General features: G+C 29.5%; 19 protein-coding genes and 2 tRNA genes. 9 read left to right on the forward strand and 12 right to left on the reverse strand.

Features of this window, described 5'->3' with window-relative positions:
* Nucleotides 1-9: 9 nt before the first annotated feature.
* A complete protein-coding gene (locus ACKTSU_RS01820; RefSeq protein ID WP_408034673.1) occupies nucleotides 10-2,406 on the reverse strand; it encodes a M56 family metallopeptidase in 2,397 nt (798 codons plus the stop codon).
* On the reverse strand, nucleotides 2,406-2,774 hold the full coding sequence (locus ACKTSU_RS01825) for a BlaI/MecI/CopY family transcriptional regulator (RefSeq protein WP_408034674.1): 369 nt from the start codon (nucleotides 2,772-2,774) through the stop codon (nucleotides 2,406-2,408). Before ACKTSU_RS01825 ends, ACKTSU_RS01820 begins: the two co-directional genes overlap by 1 nt.
* Nucleotides 2,775-2,918: 144 nt before the next feature.
* On the opposite strand from ACKTSU_RS01825, the gene ACKTSU_RS01830 reads away from it, so the two are divergent.
* Both ACKTSU_RS01830 and ACKTSU_RS01835 read left to right on the forward strand, forming a co-directional pair.
* Complete coding sequence (locus ACKTSU_RS01830; protein ID WP_408034675.1) at nucleotides 2,919-3,488, forward strand: hypothetical protein; 570 nt, start codon at nucleotides 2,919-2,921, stop codon at nucleotides 3,486-3,488.
* 5 nt (nucleotides 3,489-3,493) lie between these two features.
* Complete coding sequence (locus ACKTSU_RS01835; protein WP_408034676.1) at nucleotides 3,494-4,144, forward strand: DUF2490 domain-containing protein; 651 nt, start codon at nucleotides 3,494-3,496, stop codon at nucleotides 4,142-4,144.
* A 39-nt stretch (nucleotides 4,145-4,183) separates the two neighbouring features.
* Here ACKTSU_RS01835 and ACKTSU_RS01840 read toward each other — a convergent pair whose 3' ends face one another.
* Nucleotides 4,184-5,572, reverse strand: coding sequence for a dipeptidase (locus tag ACKTSU_RS01840; RefSeq protein ID WP_408034677.1), 1,389 nt, complete (start codon nucleotides 5,570-5,572; stop codon nucleotides 4,184-4,186).
* Between the two features lie 101 nt (nucleotides 5,573-5,673).
* Here ACKTSU_RS01840 and ACKTSU_RS01845 point away from each other — a divergent pair.
* From ACKTSU_RS01845 to ACKTSU_RS01855, 3 genes are all read left to right on the forward strand, one after another.
* Nucleotides 5,674-5,755 (forward strand) — tRNA-Leu (locus ACKTSU_RS01845).
* Nucleotides 5,756-6,203: 448 nt separating this feature from the next.
* Nucleotides 6,204-6,350, forward strand: coding sequence for a hypothetical protein (locus ACKTSU_RS01850; protein WP_408034678.1), 147 nt, complete (start codon nucleotides 6,204-6,206; stop codon nucleotides 6,348-6,350).
* Between the two features lie 789 nt (nucleotides 6,351-7,139).
* Nucleotides 7,140-7,301 carry a hypothetical protein gene (locus ACKTSU_RS01855; RefSeq protein ID WP_299031117.1) on the forward strand — a complete coding sequence of 54 codons (162 nt, stop codon included), beginning with the start codon at nucleotides 7,140-7,142 and terminating at the stop codon, nucleotides 7,299-7,301.
* A gap of 76 nt (nucleotides 7,302-7,377) precedes the next feature.
* On the opposite strand, the gene ACKTSU_RS01860 is transcribed toward ACKTSU_RS01855, so the two are convergent.
* Nucleotides 7,378-7,698, reverse strand: a complete 321-nt coding sequence (locus ACKTSU_RS01860; RefSeq protein ID WP_299031115.1) for a hypothetical protein — start codon at nucleotides 7,696-7,698, stop codon at nucleotides 7,378-7,380.
* Between the two features lie 100 nt (nucleotides 7,699-7,798).
* Here ACKTSU_RS01860 and ACKTSU_RS01865 point away from each other — a divergent pair, with 100 nt between their 5' ends.
* Nucleotides 7,799-8,026, forward strand: a complete 228-nt coding sequence (locus tag ACKTSU_RS01865) for a helix-turn-helix domain-containing protein (protein WP_408034679.1) — start codon at nucleotides 7,799-7,801, stop codon at nucleotides 8,024-8,026.
* A 99-nt stretch (nucleotides 8,027-8,125) separates the two neighbouring features.
* Here the strand turns inward: ACKTSU_RS01865 and ACKTSU_RS01870 are convergent, their stop codons facing one another.
* The 6 genes from ACKTSU_RS01870 to ACKTSU_RS01895 all read right to left on the reverse strand — a co-directional run bounded on the left by ACKTSU_RS01870 (nucleotide 8,126) and on the right by ACKTSU_RS01895 (nucleotide 13,878).
* Entirely contained in the window at nucleotides 8,126-8,659 is a 534-nt protein-coding gene (locus ACKTSU_RS01870) for a hypothetical protein (protein ID WP_408034680.1), read from the reverse strand.
* A 17-nt stretch (nucleotides 8,660-8,676) separates the two neighbouring features.
* On the reverse strand, nucleotides 8,677-9,576 hold the full coding sequence (locus tag ACKTSU_RS01875) for a DNA adenine methylase (protein WP_408034681.1): 900 nt from the start codon (nucleotides 9,574-9,576) through the stop codon (nucleotides 8,677-8,679).
* Nucleotides 9,576-10,871: a hypothetical protein gene (locus tag ACKTSU_RS01880; protein WP_408034682.1), complete on the reverse strand. Its 1,296-nt coding sequence runs from the start codon at nucleotides 10,869-10,871 to the stop codon at nucleotides 9,576-9,578. The genes ACKTSU_RS01875 and ACKTSU_RS01880 overlap by 1 nt, the downstream gene beginning before the upstream one ends.
* A 143-nt stretch (nucleotides 10,872-11,014) precedes the next feature.
* Nucleotides 11,015-11,731, reverse strand: a complete 717-nt coding sequence (locus ACKTSU_RS01885; protein ID WP_408034683.1) for a hypothetical protein — start codon at nucleotides 11,729-11,731, stop codon at nucleotides 11,015-11,017.
* Nucleotides 11,732-12,110: 379 nt separating this feature from the next.
* Nucleotides 12,111-12,287, reverse strand: a complete 177-nt coding sequence (locus tag ACKTSU_RS01890; protein ID WP_408034684.1) for a hypothetical protein — start codon at nucleotides 12,285-12,287, stop codon at nucleotides 12,111-12,113.
* 316 nt (nucleotides 12,288-12,603) lie between these two features.
* A complete protein-coding gene (locus tag ACKTSU_RS01895; RefSeq protein WP_408034685.1) occupies nucleotides 12,604-13,878 on the reverse strand; it encodes a tyrosine-type recombinase/integrase in 1,275 nt (424 codons plus the stop codon).
* A gap of 117 nt (nucleotides 13,879-13,995) precedes the next feature.
* Here ACKTSU_RS01895 and ACKTSU_RS01900 point away from each other — a divergent pair.
* Nucleotides 13,996-14,077, forward strand: a tRNA-Leu gene (locus ACKTSU_RS01900).
* 74 nt (nucleotides 14,078-14,151) lie between these two features.
* Here ACKTSU_RS01900 and ACKTSU_RS01905 read toward each other — a convergent pair.
* The gene (locus ACKTSU_RS01905) at nucleotides 14,152-14,598 is read right to left on the reverse strand and encodes a hypothetical protein (protein ID WP_408034686.1); all 447 of its coding nucleotides are present in this window, start codon (nucleotides 14,596-14,598) and stop codon (nucleotides 14,152-14,154) included.
* A 428-nt stretch (nucleotides 14,599-15,026) separates the two neighbouring features.
* A complete protein-coding gene (locus ACKTSU_RS01910) occupies nucleotides 15,027-15,794 on the reverse strand; it encodes a tetratricopeptide repeat protein (protein WP_408034687.1) in 768 nt (255 codons plus the stop codon).
* A gap of 292 nt (nucleotides 15,795-16,086) precedes the next feature.
* On the opposite strand from ACKTSU_RS01910, the gene ACKTSU_RS01915 reads away from it, so the two are divergent.
* Both ACKTSU_RS01915 and ACKTSU_RS01920 read left to right on the forward strand, forming a co-directional pair.
* The gene (locus ACKTSU_RS01915) at nucleotides 16,087-17,118 is read left to right on the forward strand and encodes an MsnO8 family LLM class oxidoreductase (protein WP_408034688.1); all 1,032 of its coding nucleotides are present in this window, start codon (nucleotides 16,087-16,089) and stop codon (nucleotides 17,116-17,118) included.
* Nucleotides 17,119-17,358: 240 nt separating this feature from the next.
* Nucleotides 17,359-17,958 carry a nitroreductase family protein gene (locus ACKTSU_RS01920; protein ID WP_408034689.1) on the forward strand — a complete coding sequence of 200 codons (600 nt, stop codon included), beginning with the start codon at nucleotides 17,359-17,361 and terminating at the stop codon, nucleotides 17,956-17,958.
* The last annotated feature ends 74 nt before the right edge of the window (nucleotides 17,959-18,032 follow it).

Below are 18,032 nucleotides of genomic sequence, written 5' to 3' on the forward strand. Positions count from 1 at the left end.
GAGTGTCAGTTATTTATTACTAGTAATATATACTGATCCTGTACCATCTTTATTTTTTTTAACATCAACTTTTTTTATGTTTTTAGGTGCTATTTTGTCTAATTTTTCCTTAGAAATAAGCTTACCATCTAAGTAATATTTTATATCAGATGTGTCAATATGGCTTATATTTTTATTAACCTTCTTGCCATAAAATTTAATTACTTTTTTAGAATTAGTTTCCTGTATTTGTATGCTAAAATCTTTTTCTTTTTTTGTAAAACTAACGGCTTCTGTATGAGTAACCTCTTTATTATCTATATAGTAGGTAGCATTTGGATATTTGAAAACTAATTCTTTTGCACTCATTGGTGGAGGTGGAAGTGGAATGTTTGATACTTCATCTTTTTTATTTTTTGCAGGCGGAGGTGGTTGTGGAAGTTGCTCTTTTATTTTTTGTATATATTCTTTTGTGTTTAACTGATACTGATGTTCTTGAGGGAAACGTTCGCTCCTTGCATTTTTATGTACAAAACTTCCTGAGTAGTTATAAAAGTCAGTGTTTTTATAATTGTTTAAAACATTGTTGTCAACTGCATTTCCGTCAATCCAAATGGCATACTTTTTAGCGTTTTTTAAATCTTGAAATAATTTATTAGACAAAGCTTTTTGTTTCAACCTAGTTGGTGGGGGAGGTGGTGGAATCATTTTCTTTTCTTCCTCAGTTAATTCTGAGAATTTTTTAGAAATAACATTACCGTCTTTTGTGGTATAAGTAAACGTTCCATTTTTATGATTGATGATTCTTTTTTGTTGAGGTATTGAGTCATTCCCTTTTTTGGGAGAATAATCTACTTTTGAGGTTTTTAATGAAGTTCCATCATCATAAAGATAAGAAAGACTGTTGGTTAATATTATTTCATTCAAGTGTTTCTTGGTCAGTTTTTCACGAATAGATTTTATAAAAGACATTAAAACTTTACCAGTAGTAAAAATTTCTAAATCTGATTTTTTTCCTTTAGTTTCTTTAAGAAATTCATTTTTAATATTATCAATATTTATTAACCTGTTGTTTAGGTAATATTTGTTAGTTTTTTGGTCGATGAACAATGTTGGAGCATTAATTTTGACATACTGTTTAAATACTTCATCTAAATTATCTTTTTTATAGTCAAGCTTCCTATTTTGATTGAAAAATTGTTTTTGTCCGTTTTGTAAAGTAAATTTTAAATTTTCCCAAGCAGAATTTTTTACTCCTTTTAAAACAATTTCTTCCTCTGTTGCTTTTATCGAAAAAGCATATTCACTTATCTTCACATGGTTGTCATTTGAAAATCCCCAATCGGTTATTGTAAACTCTTTATCCAAAGGAATATTTAAACTTGCCCACCTTTTACAATTGTAGCATTTTAAATCTATATGATTACCATCTCTTTTAATTGAAGCTATAAAGTTTTCAGGTTTTTTGTCAGTATCTTCTAAAAAAGGAGAATCAGTATTACTTACCTTCTCTGGTAAATCACCTCGTGTAATTTCTGAGTCTATCAGCCCATTAGTGTTTTCATAAGCTTCTACTCTTTCAGCAAAAAGTAGTGTAAAACCTGCTAATACGGGTATTACCGCCAGTTTTTTTAGTAAGATTTTGGTGCGAGAACTTTGTTTTGTCATCATTAGTAATCTTTTTTTAGTTAATAAATAATTCAAATTACTGGCCAAGTAATATTCGTTGTTCCAAGCAGCTCTATTTAATAGTAAATATTGATACTCGGTAGTGTTATTATGTGTTGTAATTACTTCGTTATCAGCTAAAAATTCGTGGTTTAACTTAATAGCTTTTTTAAGGAATATAAATGTCGGATTTATCCAAAACATCACTTGCAAAAACTCAATGAGCAATACATCAAAAGTGTGTTTTTGTAGTGCGTGTGTTAATTCGTGTGTGTAGAGTTCGGTTTCTATTTTATTTGAATTGTATTCATCTTTGTTAATGAAAATATAGTTCCAAAAAGTGTGTGGACTAATAACATCGTTAACTAAAACAAGCGTAGCTTTTTCCTTTTTAATTTTTTGATGGTGTTTAGTTTTGAGATAAATGCTTACCAGATTTTTTATAAAACGAATCAAAAGAATCAAAGCAATTATTACATAGGCAAAGATTAGATATTGTGTGTAGTTTACTTCTTGTACTTGAGGAGTAACGACCTCCGTAGTTATACTGCTGTCTACAATCATCGGAACAAATACTTCGGATGCCTGCGGAGCAACTTCAATATATATTTTATAAAATGGAGCTAAAAATGAAAATAATACGCTTCCTAACAGATAAAATCGGTTGAATCGATGCATTTTTTCCCGCTCTAATATCAAATGATAAAAGGCAAGCAACAAGGCTAAACAAATTCCTGATTTGATTAAATACGTTACCATTATTGTTGCTTTTTAATTTGTTGATCGATAATCTTCTTTAAATCTTCTAATTCTGAAACCGATAAATCTGTTTTTTCAGTATAAAATGAAGCAAATTGACTTGCCGAATTGTTAAAAAAGTTTTTAATCAACCCGTTTACGTGCTTAGAAAAATAATCTGATTTTTTAACCACAGGGAAATATTCTCTTGATTTTCCATACAACTTATAATCTACAAAACCTTTGTCTTTCATCCTTTTTAATAAGGTAGCAACTGTTGTTGTTGCTGGTTTCGGTTCAGGAAACTCGGCTAAAATATCTTTCATAAAAGCTTTTTTCAGTTTCCATAAATATTGCATTACTTGTTCTTCGGTTTTTGATAACTGCATTTCTACAAAATTAGAATTAACTCTACAAATGTAGAAATAATTTTTAATTCTACAAGTGTAGAGTGTTTTTTTAATAAAGAATTAATAAATTACTTATCTAAGTAACAGGCAAATATTAGTTATTTTGAAGAAAAAATTAAAAGTATGAGATTTATTACAACACTTTTGTTATTCTACATGTTTACTGGGTTTTCTCAGGAAAAGTTTGAGAGAGAATATAGGGTAGATATTAGAAAAGTGCCAGCAACTTCATTACAGATCATTAAAATGTGGGGTTTTAAAGAGAAAGTAAAGTGGTATGCAGAAGAAAGTCAAGATGGAAAAACTTTTGAAGCTAAAGTACATTATCAATCTAAAAAACACAGTATTGAATTTTCTGAAAAAGGAGAAATAATAGATGTTGAAATAAAAGTAGATTTTACAGAGTTAGATAAGGAAGTGCAATCAAAGATTGAGCATGTTTTGTTTGGGAAACTTGAAAAATTCAAAGTAAAGAAAACCCAAATTCAATATAAAGGAGATGAAAGCGAGATGTACAAAGCTGTATTTAAGTTGGTGAGCCATCATGAAAAGATACTTCCTAATTATGAGTTGATTGTTAAGGGAAAAAGAGAAAAGTCGTATGAGAGTTACGAATTTTTATTTGATAGTAAAGGAATTCTAATAAAAGAGTTAAAACTTGCTCCTCAAAACAACGATAATTTAGAATTTTAATGAAAATGAAACTTGTATTTTTAGTATTTGTGTTGTTTGTAGTATCGGTTAAAGGGCAGATAAGTTTTACGTCAGGATGGTTGCCAAAAGTAGTGGTATCAGCAAAAACATCATCCACTACAAAATGGGTAAATAGTATAGAGGCTAGGGAGATTTTTTATGAAGATGAATTCACATTTTCTCATAGTTTAGTAGATGTATCCAGTATTTTTTCGATAAAATCAGATGTAAATAAATCTTTTAATGTAGGATATATTCTCCGATTTAAAGAGGATGATATTATTCATCGTACGGTTCAACATTTTAATTTAGTACAAAGTTTTGATGCACTTAAATTAGCACATCGCTTCGGTTTTGAACAATTTTTTGAATCAGGAGCTAAACCCCAATACAGAACTCGTTATCGAACCTCTTTAGAAAAAGCTTTGTCAGGAGATAAAGTAGATGTTAAAGAATGGTATGTAAAATTGTCAAATGAATATTTGTGGCAGTTTAATGAAGAGGATCTAGAAGTACGATTATCGCCATATTTAGGCTATCAACTTTCTAAAAAAGACAAATTAGAGTTTGGTCTTGATTATCGTTTAGGAAAATTACTAGATACACCGAAGAAGAATTCTTTGTGGTTTAGAACCACTTGGTATATATCTTTATAAAAAAAAGTCATTACAGCTGTAATGACTTTTTTTGTGTTGTTATTTAGATAATTCAGTAAAATACTGATAGAAATATGGAATGGTTTCAATTCCTTTTAAGTAATTCCACACCCCGAAATGTTCGTTAGGTGAGTGAATTGCGTCAGAATTCAATCCGAATCCCATTAAAATAGTTTTACTCTTTAATTCTTGCTCAAATAAAGCTACGATAGGAATACTTCCTCCACTACGTTGCGGAATAGGAGTAACTCCGAAGGTTTCTTGATATGCTTTACTAGCAGCTTGGTAACCAATATTGTCAATAGGTGTTACGTATCCTTGTCCTCCATGATGAGGTTTAACTTCAACTTTTACTGATTTAGGAGCGATACTTTCAAAGTGTTTTTTGAATAATTCTGTAATTTCTTCCCATTCTTGTCCTGGCACTAAACGCATTGATATTTTTGCGTACGCTTTTGAAGCAATCACAGTTTTTGCACCTTCACCAGTATATCCTCCCCAAATTCCGTTTACATCAAGGGTAGGGCGAATAGAGTTACGTTCGTTCGTAGTATAACCAGCTTCTCCATGCACATCATCAATATCTAAAGCAGCTTTATAGTCTTCTAAAGAGAAAGGTGCTTTTGCCATTTCATCACGTTCTTCACGAGATAATTCTTCTACTTTATCGTAAAAACCAGGAATGGTAATATGATTGTTTTCATCGTGTAAAGAAGCAATCATTTTTGTTAAAATATTGATTGGGTTTGCAACCGCACCACCATATAATCCAGAATGTAAATCACGATTAGGACCTGTAACCTCAACTTCTACATAACTTAACCCACGTAAACCAGTGGTGATTGAAGGAATGTCGTTAGCAATCATTCCTGTATCAGAAATTAAAATTACGTCGTTGGCTAATTTTTCTTTGTTTCTAGGAACGAACCACGCTAAGCTTTCTGAACCTACTTCTTCTTCACCTTCAATCATAAACTTAACGTTACAAGGTAAGTTTCCTGTATGGGTCATGTATTCTAATGCTTTAACATGCATGTACATTTGTCCTTTGTCATCACAAGCACCACGAGCAAAAATGGCTCCTTCAGGATGCATATCTGTTTTTTTAATCACAGGCTCGAAAGGAGGAGAAGTCCATAAATCGATTGGGTCAGCAGGTTGTACATCGTAATGACCGTATACTAAAACCGTTGGTAAGTTAGGGTCAATTATTTTTTCTCCGTAAACAATAGGGTATCCAGGAGTTTCGCAAATTTCTACTTTATCACATCCTGCTTTTTCTAAGCTTTCTTTTACAGCATCAGCAGTATTTAAAACATCTTGATTGTAAGCTGGATCTGCACTTACTGATGGAATTTTTAATAAATCGATAAGCTCATTAATAAATCGATCTTTATGTTGAGCTATGTAATCTTTTACGTTTTGCATGTGTTGAATATTAATGAACTTCAAAAATAAGAAAAATAGTATACTTGTTCTTGGTAGTTTGCAAGTATTGTTTATATTTGCATCCACAATTTCAAAAGTACGCGGGCGTGGTGGAATTGGTAGACACGCTAGACTTAGGATCTAGTGCCGTGAGGTGTGAGAGTTCGAGTCTCTCCGCCCGTACTTAATCAAGATGCAATTAGCTTATTTTTAGTTAATTGCATTTTTTGTTTCTTAAGGTTTGCACGATTATTGCACGATTTTTCCAAATTTTAATTATTTCAACTCTTTATAAATTAAATCGTGATTGATTAAACTTATGTTTTATTGTATGTAAGGTCATTAGTGTGTTAATTAGTTCTAATAAAACATTTGTGATTTATTTACTAAATGTCTTTTTTATGGTTATTACTCTGTAAGTTTATTATAGTTTGTGTAGTCATTTTGACAGTTTTCTTTTGTTTGTCATGTTTTAGATGTGTATTTGACAATATGACACTCTTTTTTGTACTTGGCATATTGTTTGTTATATAGTTTTCGATTCTAGCGAAAGTTGTTTTACAGAATTATGTTTTGTAAACGGGGTTTATGTAAATGCCTTAGGATCGTAACAAAATAATCTCTAAAAAATATGAGTATTATTAAAACAGTAGCTTCTAAAATCTTATCAGAAGTTTCAAAAGAAATGGGAAAATCGTTTAATGATTTAAAATTTTACGGAATTATCTATTTAGGAATGGTAGGAGCAAAAAAAATCAACAAATTACTATTTAAATAATTAGAAATGTTGATTTATTAAGACCCAATGAATTGATGTTAGCATTGTCAGAAAGAAGTGTTACAAGTTAGGTTTAAGGTCTTTAACTTAAAATTGTAGATAATCCATAATGGAGGTTGACAATTATTTAGAGTAAATTATTTCGAAATAAAAACTCAAAGAAAAGCACGCTCATAACGAGTGTGTTTTTTTTTTTGAAAAAAGAGAAAGGTTGAGATTCTTAGTATAAAAAATTAAACTTCATTATTTATCTATTAGAGATAAAATTGGAGGATTATAAGTGAAAAAATCATGTAGTGAAACGGGTAAATTACACTACTTATAATAGAATAAAATGCACTTTACCCGTTTCACTACATGATTTTTTTTCTTTAATAACTGAAATATGGAATCCCTTTTTTTATATTAAAAATAAATTGTTTATGATTTATTCTCCATATCTAAAATTTGAATTTTTCAGCTTTCGCTTCTAAGAGTAAGAACTATCTATAAACTGCTAATGCCTTGATGTAGATAAGCTACCCTAGCTAAACGGTCAAAACAGAAAGTGTTGAAATAATCAAATAGGAGGGAAAATCACAATGCACACTAACATTTTGTGAGTGTGCATTATTTTAGCTACTTTTGTGATTATATAATGCTGATTATGAGTCAGTAATTGCAAAAGTCTAGTGAAAAATATTAATGACTACTTGTTTCACTAGCGTATTTTTAATAATTCTTTAAATTTTATTGTATAATCCAGACTATCTAATTTGAATATTAGATTTAGTCTTAAAATTTATTATTATGAATGAAAATTTAAAGGAAGTAATGATTGAATTACTAAAAAAGTTAGCAAACTCTTTAAAAGAATTAACAAAAGAGTTCCTATCAAAATTGATAAATGAATCAATTGAAATTTTATTTGAATACTTGTTAAACTATTTTAGAAAAGCTTCAATCACCTAACTTCAAATAATAAAAATACGTAGCTTGTTTTAAGTTACGTATTTTTATTTTATCACCGTAATAAAAGACCTATGAATTAATCATTAACAGCTTTAAATAATCTATTTAATGCCGCATAAGTAAAGTAAAGAGCTACTGGTTGAAATATTACTGCTATGAGTGCTATAAAAAATGAGGTGTTTCTCCATGTTACTATAAAGTTGTATATAGAAAATAATGAAAATAGAATCACTCCAAAAGTTAAATCTATAAAACAACATACAACAGCAATCAATAATCTAACTAATACTCCTGTATTAAAAACATTATATCCATAATTATCCATTGCACTGTTCCATACCAAATAACCAACAACAATTAATAAGATTGGAATACCCACTAATAATAAAATAACCATAATAAATTTCTTTTTGTATTAAATTAATTTTAAGCTAATCTATAAAATAGTTATGATATATCATAACCTTTCATGATTGTTTATTCAGGTATTTTATGATATGGAAGATATTGATAGGAAATACCTTAAGGAAGTAGGAAAAAACATTTCAAGAATCAGAAAATCAAGAGGATATAGCCAACTAGATATATGTGCTATAATTTCTATGGAGAAATCTAATCTATCCAGTATAGAAAATGGCAGACAAAATCCTGCCACCTTAACTTTGAAAAGAATTGCTGACGCTATTGGCGTTGAGGTTAAATCTTTCTTTGAATTTGATACTTAATTAGGTATCTTCTCTAATAAATCAACATAGACTTTACACCATTCTCCTTCTTGCTCAAGAAAAATAAACTTATTCTCTTTATATGATTTGGTATTCTTTTTATTTCCTTTCAATCTTTATTATTTTTTCTTCCTCTAATATTCTAAAAAAAACATCAATTAAATCCGTAAATCTTAAAATATTGAAATCATTATTTTTCTTATATTGAAACTGTACATAGCAATCTATTAAATTCCCTTTAGGATACAACATTGCTAGCTTAGTCAAAGTTATCTTAGCCTCTCTATTATTATGATGCTTAAGTTTATTATTAAACAATCTTAACTCTTTCAAGTTTTTGTACTTTCTTTCTAACTCCAACTTTTTGAAATCATTATACTTTGCTTTATATATTCCTTCAATTATAGCATATATATCTTTAGTCAAACTTTTGATTCTTGGAATTAGTTTATTAAAAGCTTGATTACTTTCATCTGAAACCCAATAATTTTCATCAAATGTTTTCGGTATATATTCATTCTTGTTATGATGAAATTTAACTTCATACAACTCACCAATAACATCAAGAACAACACCAATATCTTCATACAAATAATATGAATTATCTAGATCGTAAACTCCTACTTTATTCACCTTCAATTTTTCTTGAACTATTTTCTTATATATACAATGTTTGATGTAGCCTTTTCTTTCTTAAACTTCATAGGGTCATAATTCTCAATCTTAGGTTCTAAGATATTATTACTAAAAAACAACACTTCTTTACCCTCCCTACTTTTATAAGCAGTATGTTTAAAAGAAAATTCTTTTTTTGAACAATCACTATACAATTCTTGAATCTGCGGTACATTATCGTAAGAAACTATCCATTTAATATTCTTAATATCTTTTATTTTATCACTTACTTCTTTATGACTATCATACTGATAATGGTTCATATAAAGAGTACTTGCTTTTAAATAATAAGGAGGATCAAAATAAAAAACAACATTCTCGTCTTCTGCTTCTTGTTGCACTTTATCTATTAATCTAATAGCATCTTTTTTATAAAGTCTTATGTTTTTTTTGTACTTAGCTATTCTTTTTATTCTTTCGATTAAGTCAGGTTTATTAAAACGGCAATCCATCAAATAATTACCTTTTTGTTCTATTCCACCCATCACACCTGCATTTATTATTCCTGAGCGGTTTGTTCTATTTAAATAAAAGGTTGAGAAGCCTAAATCTAATAAATTTGACTTTTCTTTATCGAGTTGAACCTTCTTTTGTTTTCTCCATTCTTCAATTGTTAATTCAGCATCTTCAATTAATTTACAAAGTTTATTTGTATTATTCAAAACAGAGTGCCAAAAAGCATATATAGACCTATCCCTATCATTTATAGTAATCTTACCTACATAGCCTTCTAACAACAAAAACAAGGCAACTGAAGCTCCTCCAGAATAAGGCTCAATATAATGACCATTAATATTATTATCGACACATATTTTAGCTATAAATGCAGATAGTTTATTTTTCCCTCCAGGATATCTTAAAGGTGAATAAAACATTAACTATTCTTTCTAAAAAAATGTTGAACAATATCTCCCACTATATAAGATTTTTCTAAAATCCCATCCTTAGATACTGGAATACTTCCATGTGCAAACTTAGCCAAAACCGCATCAAGGTTATTACTTTTATCTAACCAACCATTAGTCAAAGCTAAGAAATTCACTTTTTCATGACTTAGATTCATTTCATCCCTAGCTACTTTTATAAAGTCTTTATACAAAGAATCCTCTTTTAATTTATCAGGTTCACTTTTTCTAAAATACTCCCTAGCTGACACATCCAATAAAAATCTTAAAGACATACCTACAATGCTCAAAATTGCATTATTTTCTTTTCCATAATTATAAATTGAGTCAATAGCCCTGTAAGTATCATTTATTTTACCACTCTCCAATTCAAGAGTTCTTCCAAAGAGAATATCATTTACTTTTGTAACTGGAGTCTTTCTTGGCTTAGAAGGAACAACCTTTGTTTTTGTTTCTCTTTGTTTTATTATTTTAGTCCTAGGTATTGAAGGATTAAAGGTCTTTAATTTTTCTTCTAAACTAGGGTCATATTGGATTAGAGGTTCTTTTAATTGCCCCCTATATTTTCTAGTAGTAATAACTCCTTCTTCTACAAGACTAACAATATTATTTAAAATCAACAAGTTTTCCTCTTCCGAATAATTTGATTTTATCCCACTTCCTACATCGTATTTAAAACCAATACTTTCTAGATTTTTTTGAGTCAGAATTTCATCTTTAACAAACCTCTTATTCATTTTTTTGTTATCACTAATTATCCCTGTTTGTTCATCTAATTGAATGAAAAGACTTTTTTCTTTACCTCTATGCAAATAAAGGAAATAATCCCTTTCTAAAGTTCCCCAAGTACCTGAATTTGTATGTTTCCTTTCAATATTTTTAAGTGCTGTTTCCTTATCACAAACATTACAAGGTATGCTTGTCAAACTCTTTAATTCTTTAGGTTCTTCATCAAAAAAAAGTCCTCCATTAAGCTTTTGATAAAGCTCTTCGTCTTGTAAGTATTTCAATATAGCAATACGTCTATTACCATCATAAACAATATTACTTCCATTTTCTCTAACAACAGTTGGCAGTTCACTAAAATCATAATATGTTCCCATTTTATCCAAAAAATCTTGTAAGTTCCACTTTTTTTTATCATCTATAATTGCTTTTGATATAATATCAAGATCAGAACTTTCAACATCAATTGGATCTCTTGGATTCTCTGTCCATAACTTTAAATTTGAAACCTTTAAATACTCGATCTGTTGCTTTTTCATATTATTTTTTCTCTTCATCCTAATACAACTTACTAAATATAAGCTTTATTAGGATTTATATTTCTTTAAATTGTATTTTACTGAAAAATAAAAGTAATAATAATTACCTAATAAGACAATCAAGATATAATCACCTATTATTCTTAAACATCATATTCTTCATCTAGTTTATCTTTTAACGATTTTAATTCTTTTATATACGGTTCTTCAGAATTATAAACTTTTAAAATACGTTCGGCAAATCCTTTTAAAAAAAACCCATACATTAATTTTATATTTCGCTTAAGAAACATCTTATCCTCCTCTTTATCAATATTCAACTCAATAACACCATCCAATTCAATCAATGATTTTAAAATAAATTGAAAACTTAAAAAGATTCCAAAAACCTCATACTTTTCTCCATAATAATGACTACTATTTTCAATTCTTAACACATATTCATTCAAAGCATTTAGTCCTTTGAATATAATATGGTTAGGTGTAGACAAAGAATTATCAGAACCAAGTATAGGCTTAGGTTGCACTATAAATTCTAAGTTATCAAGATGGCTTTTTATTGAATCGTAAAGTGAATGATAATTGTTAAATTTTCTATCATTAGAATTCCGTTCTTTTTCTTCATTTAAAGCATCCATTTGTATTCTGTTTGCTTTAATTTGTTCTTGAAAAGAGATATAAACTAAAAAAGCTCCTATTAAATTTATTACAGGCGCTGTAATTCCTCCTATTGTATCTCCTATCTGGCCAGTTTCAGTAAAATTCCATTCTTCAAAAATCGCAGGTCTAGTAAACACATATAATGATGAAAATATTAATAAACCCCCTATTATTAATATAATTAAATTCTTATTACTCATCTTGTATTATCGATAACACATCTAAACATTCATTAACACTCACATATACAAAGAGAAGCTAAGCGTGGAATTACTTAAACAGCAAAAAATCACAAACAATTTACCCTTCTTCTTATTACCCTAAAGAAACAATTTATTTCCAACATAGAAAAGTCTATTCATCATTTTAAATAAATATTAGAGCATAAAAAATCATGTCGTGAAACGGGTAAATTACACTACTTATAATAGAATAAAATGCACTTTACCCGTTTCGCTACATGATTTTTGACAAAATGATAAACAATGAACATTCCAACCTGAAATACTATGTAGAATTTCAAGCTAGAATGTTTTGTTCGAAACAGCTAGAAAAATTATTTAATCAAACTTGATAGCTTTAATTTTTTTTAATAGCTTTTATTGTTCCATAAGCAAGGCAACTGATGCCTGCTCCTATTGCCATCGGAACAGTAAAAGCAATTCCAGTAGCTAATGCTACAGCTGCACCTACGGAAGCACCAGCAGTGCTAATGGTAGCAACAGTAGTACTTGCTTTAATTTTTTCATCGTCCATAAATATTAGAAGTTTTATTATAATTCGTACTCGATTGTTTTTCTTGACCTTTCTGAATATATCAAGTTTAATGCTAAGAACTCTAACTTACATAAAGATAGTTTGCGTACTAAATGTTTCTTTGCCAGATAATCATTCTATTAGCTTCTGAAGGCTATTTAAGCGCTTTTAAGAAGTTTTTTTGTAGTCTTACAGATGTTTGTTTAAAATAAAAAAACAAAGCTTTAAAATAGGTTTTAATGATTATTTGATGTGTTTTCGATAGTAATTAATTATAGTTAAAATCTATTTTAAAGCTTTCTCTTTTACTAAACATTTAGCTCTGGTTTTTGTAATAAAGTTCTTTAAACTGTTTAGCGTAGTCATAAGAGGTTTTTCCAATGTATCCCAAAAAAGTTTTCTCGCTTGAATGACCTGTAACGCTCATGATTAAATAATTAGGAAGAGTGCCAAAATTATTTGTGCAAAAACTACGTCTACAAATATGGCTTGAAACCAATTGCCATTTTTTGTATAAACCATATTCTCTCCGTTTTGAATCTTTGTTAAAGAGCATTCCTTCGGTAATTGTGTCAATTCCTGAAATTCTACACACATCTTTTATATAGTCGTTAAACTTTTGTTGGCTAATCTTATGAGGGAAACCGTCCGAAATAATTTCTTTAGTTTCATTGAGTAAGGGAATAGTAACTTGTTTACCCGTTTTCTGTTGTTTTATTTCTATTACTTCTAAATTGTTTCTCATATGAATGTTATTTGATGTTATGTTGAGTAAATCACTAACTCTTTGACCTGTATAACACCCAAATAGAAGCCATTTTTTAGCGTTCTTAAGGCTTTTCAACTTAAAATGAGTGTTCTTTATCAATTCAATTTCATCAGGTGTTAAAACGATTATATGTTTGTTTTTAGTTTTGTATCCTGTTACCTTAACAAGTTGTGGGTGAGTTTCTAAACCATGAAAAGAAGCATCATTACATATTGTTTTAATAGCACTTAACATTCTTCCTGCGTAACCAGATGCGTATTTTTTATCATCAATCATCCAGCTTAGGAATTCATTACTAAAATTAAGATTTACATCTATGATTTTAATTTTCTTTTTCCCTTGAAATTCTTTTAAGAATCTTCTTAAGGTTTTAAAATCATCAATTCTACTCTTAGAAAGACCAAAACCACCTTTCGAATTTTTAATTGTTGGAGCTTTCTCAATGTAGTGTGAGATGTATTCTGTTAAATTAGAGGGAAATAGTTCCTTAGTTTTTTGTTTTTGATATGAAACTCTGTTAAAAAAGATGTCTATACATTCTTGTAACCAGTTCTTATCAATTCTAATTACATTATAGTCTTGATTGAATTTGTTAAATATATGTTCTTCTAATTTTATAATGGTAGATTTAACTTCTAGAGCTTCTTTACAATTAGTTTTAGGGTATTTAAGCTGTTTCTTATTTTTCGAATCAAACCAAAATGATCTTTTACAGTTGTAATTTGTGTTGATAAATAAGTCAATTTCGTTTTTATGAAGTAGTCTTAAAATTAAAGGTGCAAATTCTTTCTTAGATCTGTAAATAAAATTTATTGATGCCATAATTAGGGTGCAAAAAATTGCACGTTATTTGCACGATTCGATATAGAAAGGTTTGAAATATTGAGATTTAGGAATTAAATGAGGTAATGTGTTAAATGTCTAAAAGCCAATAAGTACGCGGGCGTGGTGGAATTGGTAGACACGCTAGACTTAGGATCTAGTGCCGTGAGGTGTGAGAGTTCGAGTCTCTCCGCCCGTACTGATTAAAAAAACGTTTTAGAATTTTCTAAAACGTTTTTTTGTGCTTAATACTTAGTGTCGGAGTCCGTTATTTTATTTCTTTTTTCCTTTACCTCTTCCGTTGCCTTGTCCTCTTGACTTATTTTTCTTGGAACTAGCATTATTCTTTAATTGGTGGAATTCGGCAGAACCAGGTTTGATTCCTGCTTGCTTTGCTATGTAACCCCATCCTTTATTTTTATGTTTCTTATAAATGATAATTACATCATCTATCGATCTTCTTGATAATCTAACTATTTGTAAAGTCAAATAGATTTCTCCTGCCTTCATACCGATACTTCCTTTCATGTATTCAATTTTTCTCTCTGAAACATTATTAGAAATACTCAAATTAGTCTTAAAGGCTCCAAAGTTTAGATTGGCATCGGCGTTAATAATATTCAAATCAGAATCTAATTGAGCACTTCCCGTATTAAAGGAAATTTGAGCAGAGACTGAAAAAGTAAAAAATAATAAAAGGATAGTAAGTAAGTTTTTCATATTTGGGGGTTTTAATTAATTGAATAGTACTAATAACTCAGTTTGTTTTTCAAAATTGTATAGTATTTTGAAACTAAGTATTTTTTTTCAGGCAATACAAAATTTAGATGAGTGATAGGAACAAACTTATCGAGGTAACCAAAGAAAAGTTTATAATATTTGGAAGTAAGGATACAATGATAGATTAAATCGCTGAATTTTTTGTGATTAAAAAAACAGTGTTTTTTTTGGAAGCAATAATCTAAACCTAGGGTTAGGTACAGATATGAGTGAGAGTTCTTCCACTCGTATGCATAAAAAAACAAAACCTTAATTCTTAAAGAATTAAGGTTTTGTTTTTTTACACATGTATACAATTTACACGTTTTTTCTTTATTTATACTTTGTTATAAGTTAATAATTAATTGTAATAATTTTTTTATAAAAGGTTATAGCTTTTCAATTATTTTATTTATCAATTCGGTTGTAGAGTTGTAATTCTTATTGTCTTCTTTTGCCTTTTCTATAGCTTCTTTCGCTTTTTTTAAAGCTTCAGTGTGTTTTCCAGTTTTGAATAACAGCGCAGCATAAGTGTCTAGATTGTAATAATTTTTGTTTAGCTCAATTGATCGAATAATCCATTTTATAGCTTCTTCTAATTTTTCTGGAGAGTTGTTATTTTTATAATAGCTCCATGCTAATGAATTTAAATCGTCTGAGCTATTCCAAATAAATTGTACATCTTTTACTCGTCCAGTTTCTATTAATCGATAGGGGAAAATATTATAATTTATTAATGCATCTGATATTTTTCCGTTATCTAGATAAAGAATCAATGGAGCTAAAGAGGTGTTAAATACATTGTCAAACCCTTTTTTGCCTTTTCCTAAATTAGCATGAAAATTTAAAGAATTTTTCCACTTTAAATGAATGCCTTGTTTTAGTACATCGTTTAAACTATTCTCTCTGTCAACATTAACAGTGATAATATTTACCATTGATAAATCGCATTGGTTATAGCGGTTGATTAGTTTTACACAAGGATCACACCATTTACCACTCCAAGTTATTACTAAGGTTGGTAGTTCTTTTTTGATATTATATTCAGAAAAAATTTTACTAAATGAAATTGTTTTATTGCTTTTTATATCTGTAATGTCAACAGCTATCTGACTGAATGAGAAGTTTGTAAGAAGTAAAAAGGAAGTTATTAACATTAATTTTTTTTTTCATTTGATAGAGAGTTTTTAATTATTGTTAGTAATAGTTTATTGGTGATTTTAGTAAATTAAAGGAGAGAAATAGATTCATAAACAATTTATACTATTATTTTTTTTCCTGTTAAATAAACGATTTATTTTTAATGTATGCAAGGGTTAAGTGTTTCAAAAAAAGGTTTTTATAGTTGCATTGGCTGAACTTTTTGGAGTAGTGTTTAGGCTTTTAAGGGTACATGAAAAGAGATAATGAAAGTAAATTTGTATTCTTAAATCTTTTTAGTACAAAATTATGAAGCTTTCAGTATTAGATTTATCTATCGTGCCAAAGAATGGAGATAGACATCAAGCCTTAATGAATAGTTTAGAGTTAGCTCAACAAGCAGATGCGTTAGGGTTTTCTCGTTTTTGGGTAGCTGAGCATCATGCGGCAGGAACAGGAGCAGGACGTACGCCAGAAGTTATGATTCCGTTTATTGCTGCACAGACTAAAAAAATTAAAGTAGGTTCAGGAGCTGTTTTGTTAAACCATTATAGCCCGTTTAAAGTAGCAGAAACTTTTAATAGTTTGGAAGAATTATTTCCTAAAAGGATAGATATGGGAATTGGAAGAGCCACTGGAGGACAAATAGTGGATATGGCATTGCAACGACATCGATCTGTATATCGTCAAAACATAAATGATTCAGCAGATCAATTAATAGAATTGTTACATTGGATGAATCAAGGTTTTGATCCTGAAAATCCTTTTTCCGAAATTAAATCACATCACAATGGCACCACTCCAGAGTTTTGGTTGTTGGGTTCTGGTCCTTGGAGCTCTAATGCTGCTGCCGAGTTAGGTTTACGTTATGCTTTTGCAGGTTTTATAAACCCTACAATGTCTTACGGAATAGCTCAGCATTACCATCAAAACTTCAAACCAATAGCACACGAATCAGGAAGTAGGAAACCACAATTAATGTTAGCGTTAAATGTATTTGCTGCGGAAACTGAAGAAGAAGCGCATCGAATGACAGCTCCACTTCAATTATTTGAATACCGTTTAAGAACGAAAGCCGATACTCAAAGTCTGCTTGAAGATGAAGATACGGCTATAAAACTGCTAGGGGATAGGTATAAGAAGCCTGAAGAATTAATAGATCCAAAACAACCACCAAAAGTTTTGGCTAGCACTCCTGAAAAATTGTACGGTTGGTTAACACAAATAGCTGAAGTTTACGGAACGGATGAAATTATGTTGCAAACTATTACAGGTAATCACGAGGCGCGACTAAAATCACAAAAACTATTAGCAGAAGTGTTTTTTAAAAAGGATAAGTAGTTTTGAAATACACTTTTAGGGGTAGTGTTTAGGCTTTTAAGAGTATTGATAAAGAGGTAGTAAGAAGTAAATTTGTAAGGTAATTACAGTACGTTAAATAAATGAGTATGAAAACAATAATGAATTTTTTAAGTAAGATAGAGAATGTCTTATTAAGAGGAAATACTCTGACACAAAAACAACAACTAGTTCCTGTTAGAGTACGTAGTAGAAGATAATAAATGTTAAAAAACAAGAATTATGAAACCATCAGAATTAGCAAAAAAACGCTATGCAACCAAAAAATACGATAGCAGTAAAAGAATACCACAAGATAAGATTGAAGAGTTAAAAGAGGTACTGCACTTAGCACCTTCGTCAATTAATATTCAACCATGGAAGTTTACGTTTGTACAAAACCCAGAAGTAAAAGGTAAATTAGCTGAAGCTTCACTTCACAACACAGAAAAAGTGAATCAAGCAGATTTATTAATTGTTTTTAGTGTAGCCGAAGACTTAGATGCTTTTCAAAAAGTAGTAGATAAAGAATTGCCAACAGGTCTTAGCGATTGGTATAACAATATAAAAGCTAACATACCAGAAAACGATTTACGAGTATGGTTAGCAAAGCAAGTATACATTGCGTTAGGAGTTGCTATGAGTACATCTATTGCACTAGGGTTAGATTCTACACCGATGGAAGGTATAGAACCTGAAAAGTATATGGATATTTTAGGAATGACAGATTACAAGCCTCTTTTTGCGTTATCAGTAGGTTACAGAGCAGAAGATGATCGTTATCAGCCTGAAGTGATGCCAAAATCGAGAAGACCTTATGAAGATGTAATTGAGGTTATCTAAACAAAAGTTACTTTTTTAATAGCTAGGTATAGGATTTATAATATTTTAAATATCTTTAACAAAAAGGTATTTAT

This window comes from Tenacibaculum aestuarii (assembly GCF_964510395.1).
Taxonomy (GTDB): Bacteria; Bacteroidota; Bacteroidia; order Flavobacteriales; family Flavobacteriaceae; genus Polaribacter; species Polaribacter aestuarii.

Coding starts and splice junctions, on each gene's coding strand:
- ACKTSU_RS01820 (WP_408034673.1), bottom strand. CDS start 2,406: ATGGTAACGTATTTAATCAAATCAGGAATTTGTTTAGCCTTGTTGCTT.
- ACKTSU_RS01825 (WP_408034674.1), bottom strand. CDS start 2,774: ATGCAGTTATCAAAAACCGAAGAACAAGTAATGCAATATTTATGGAAA.
- ACKTSU_RS01830 (WP_408034675.1), top strand. CDS start 2,919: ATGAGATTTATTACAACACTTTTGTTATTCTACATGTTTACTGGGTTT.
- ACKTSU_RS01835 (WP_408034676.1), top strand. CDS start 3,494: ATGAAACTTGTATTTTTAGTATTTGTGTTGTTTGTAGTATCGGTTAAA.
- ACKTSU_RS01840 (WP_408034677.1), bottom strand. CDS start 5,572: ATGCAAAACGTAAAAGATTACATAGCTCAACATAAAGATCGATTTATT.
- ACKTSU_RS01850 (WP_408034678.1), top strand. CDS start 6,204: ATGAGTATTATTAAAACAGTAGCTTCTAAAATCTTATCAGAAGTTTCA.
- ACKTSU_RS01855 (WP_299031117.1), top strand. CDS start 7,140: ATGAATGAAAATTTAAAGGAAGTAATGATTGAATTACTAAAAAAGTTA.
- ACKTSU_RS01860 (WP_299031115.1), bottom strand. CDS start 7,698: ATGGTTATTTTATTATTAGTGGGTATTCCAATCTTATTAATTGTTGTT.
- ACKTSU_RS01865 (WP_408034679.1), top strand. CDS start 7,799: ATGGAAGATATTGATAGGAAATACCTTAAGGAAGTAGGAAAAAACATT.
- ACKTSU_RS01875 (WP_408034681.1), bottom strand. CDS start 9,576: ATGTTTTATTCACCTTTAAGATATCCTGGAGGGAAAAATAAACTATCT.
- ACKTSU_RS01880 (WP_408034682.1), bottom strand. CDS start 10,871: ATGAAAAAGCAACAGATCGAGTATTTAAAGGTTTCAAATTTAAAGTTA.
- ACKTSU_RS01885 (WP_408034683.1), bottom strand. CDS start 11,731: ATGAGTAATAAGAATTTAATTATATTAATAATAGGGGGTTTATTAATA.
- ACKTSU_RS01890 (WP_408034684.1), bottom strand. CDS start 12,287: ATGGACGATGAAAAAATTAAAGCAAGTACTACTGTTGCTACCATTAGC.
- ACKTSU_RS01895 (WP_408034685.1), bottom strand. CDS start 13,878: ATGGCATCAATAAATTTTATTTACAGATCTAAGAAAGAATTTGCACCT.
- ACKTSU_RS01905 (WP_408034686.1), bottom strand. CDS start 14,598: ATGAAAAACTTACTTACTATCCTTTTATTATTTTTTACTTTTTCAGTC.
- ACKTSU_RS01910 (WP_408034687.1), bottom strand. CDS start 15,794: ATGTTAATAACTTCCTTTTTACTTCTTACAAACTTCTCATTCAGTCAG.
- ACKTSU_RS01915 (WP_408034688.1), top strand. CDS start 16,087: ATGAAGCTTTCAGTATTAGATTTATCTATCGTGCCAAAGAATGGAGAT.
- ACKTSU_RS01920 (WP_408034689.1), top strand. CDS start 17,359: ATGAAACCATCAGAATTAGCAAAAAAACGCTATGCAACCAAAAAATAC.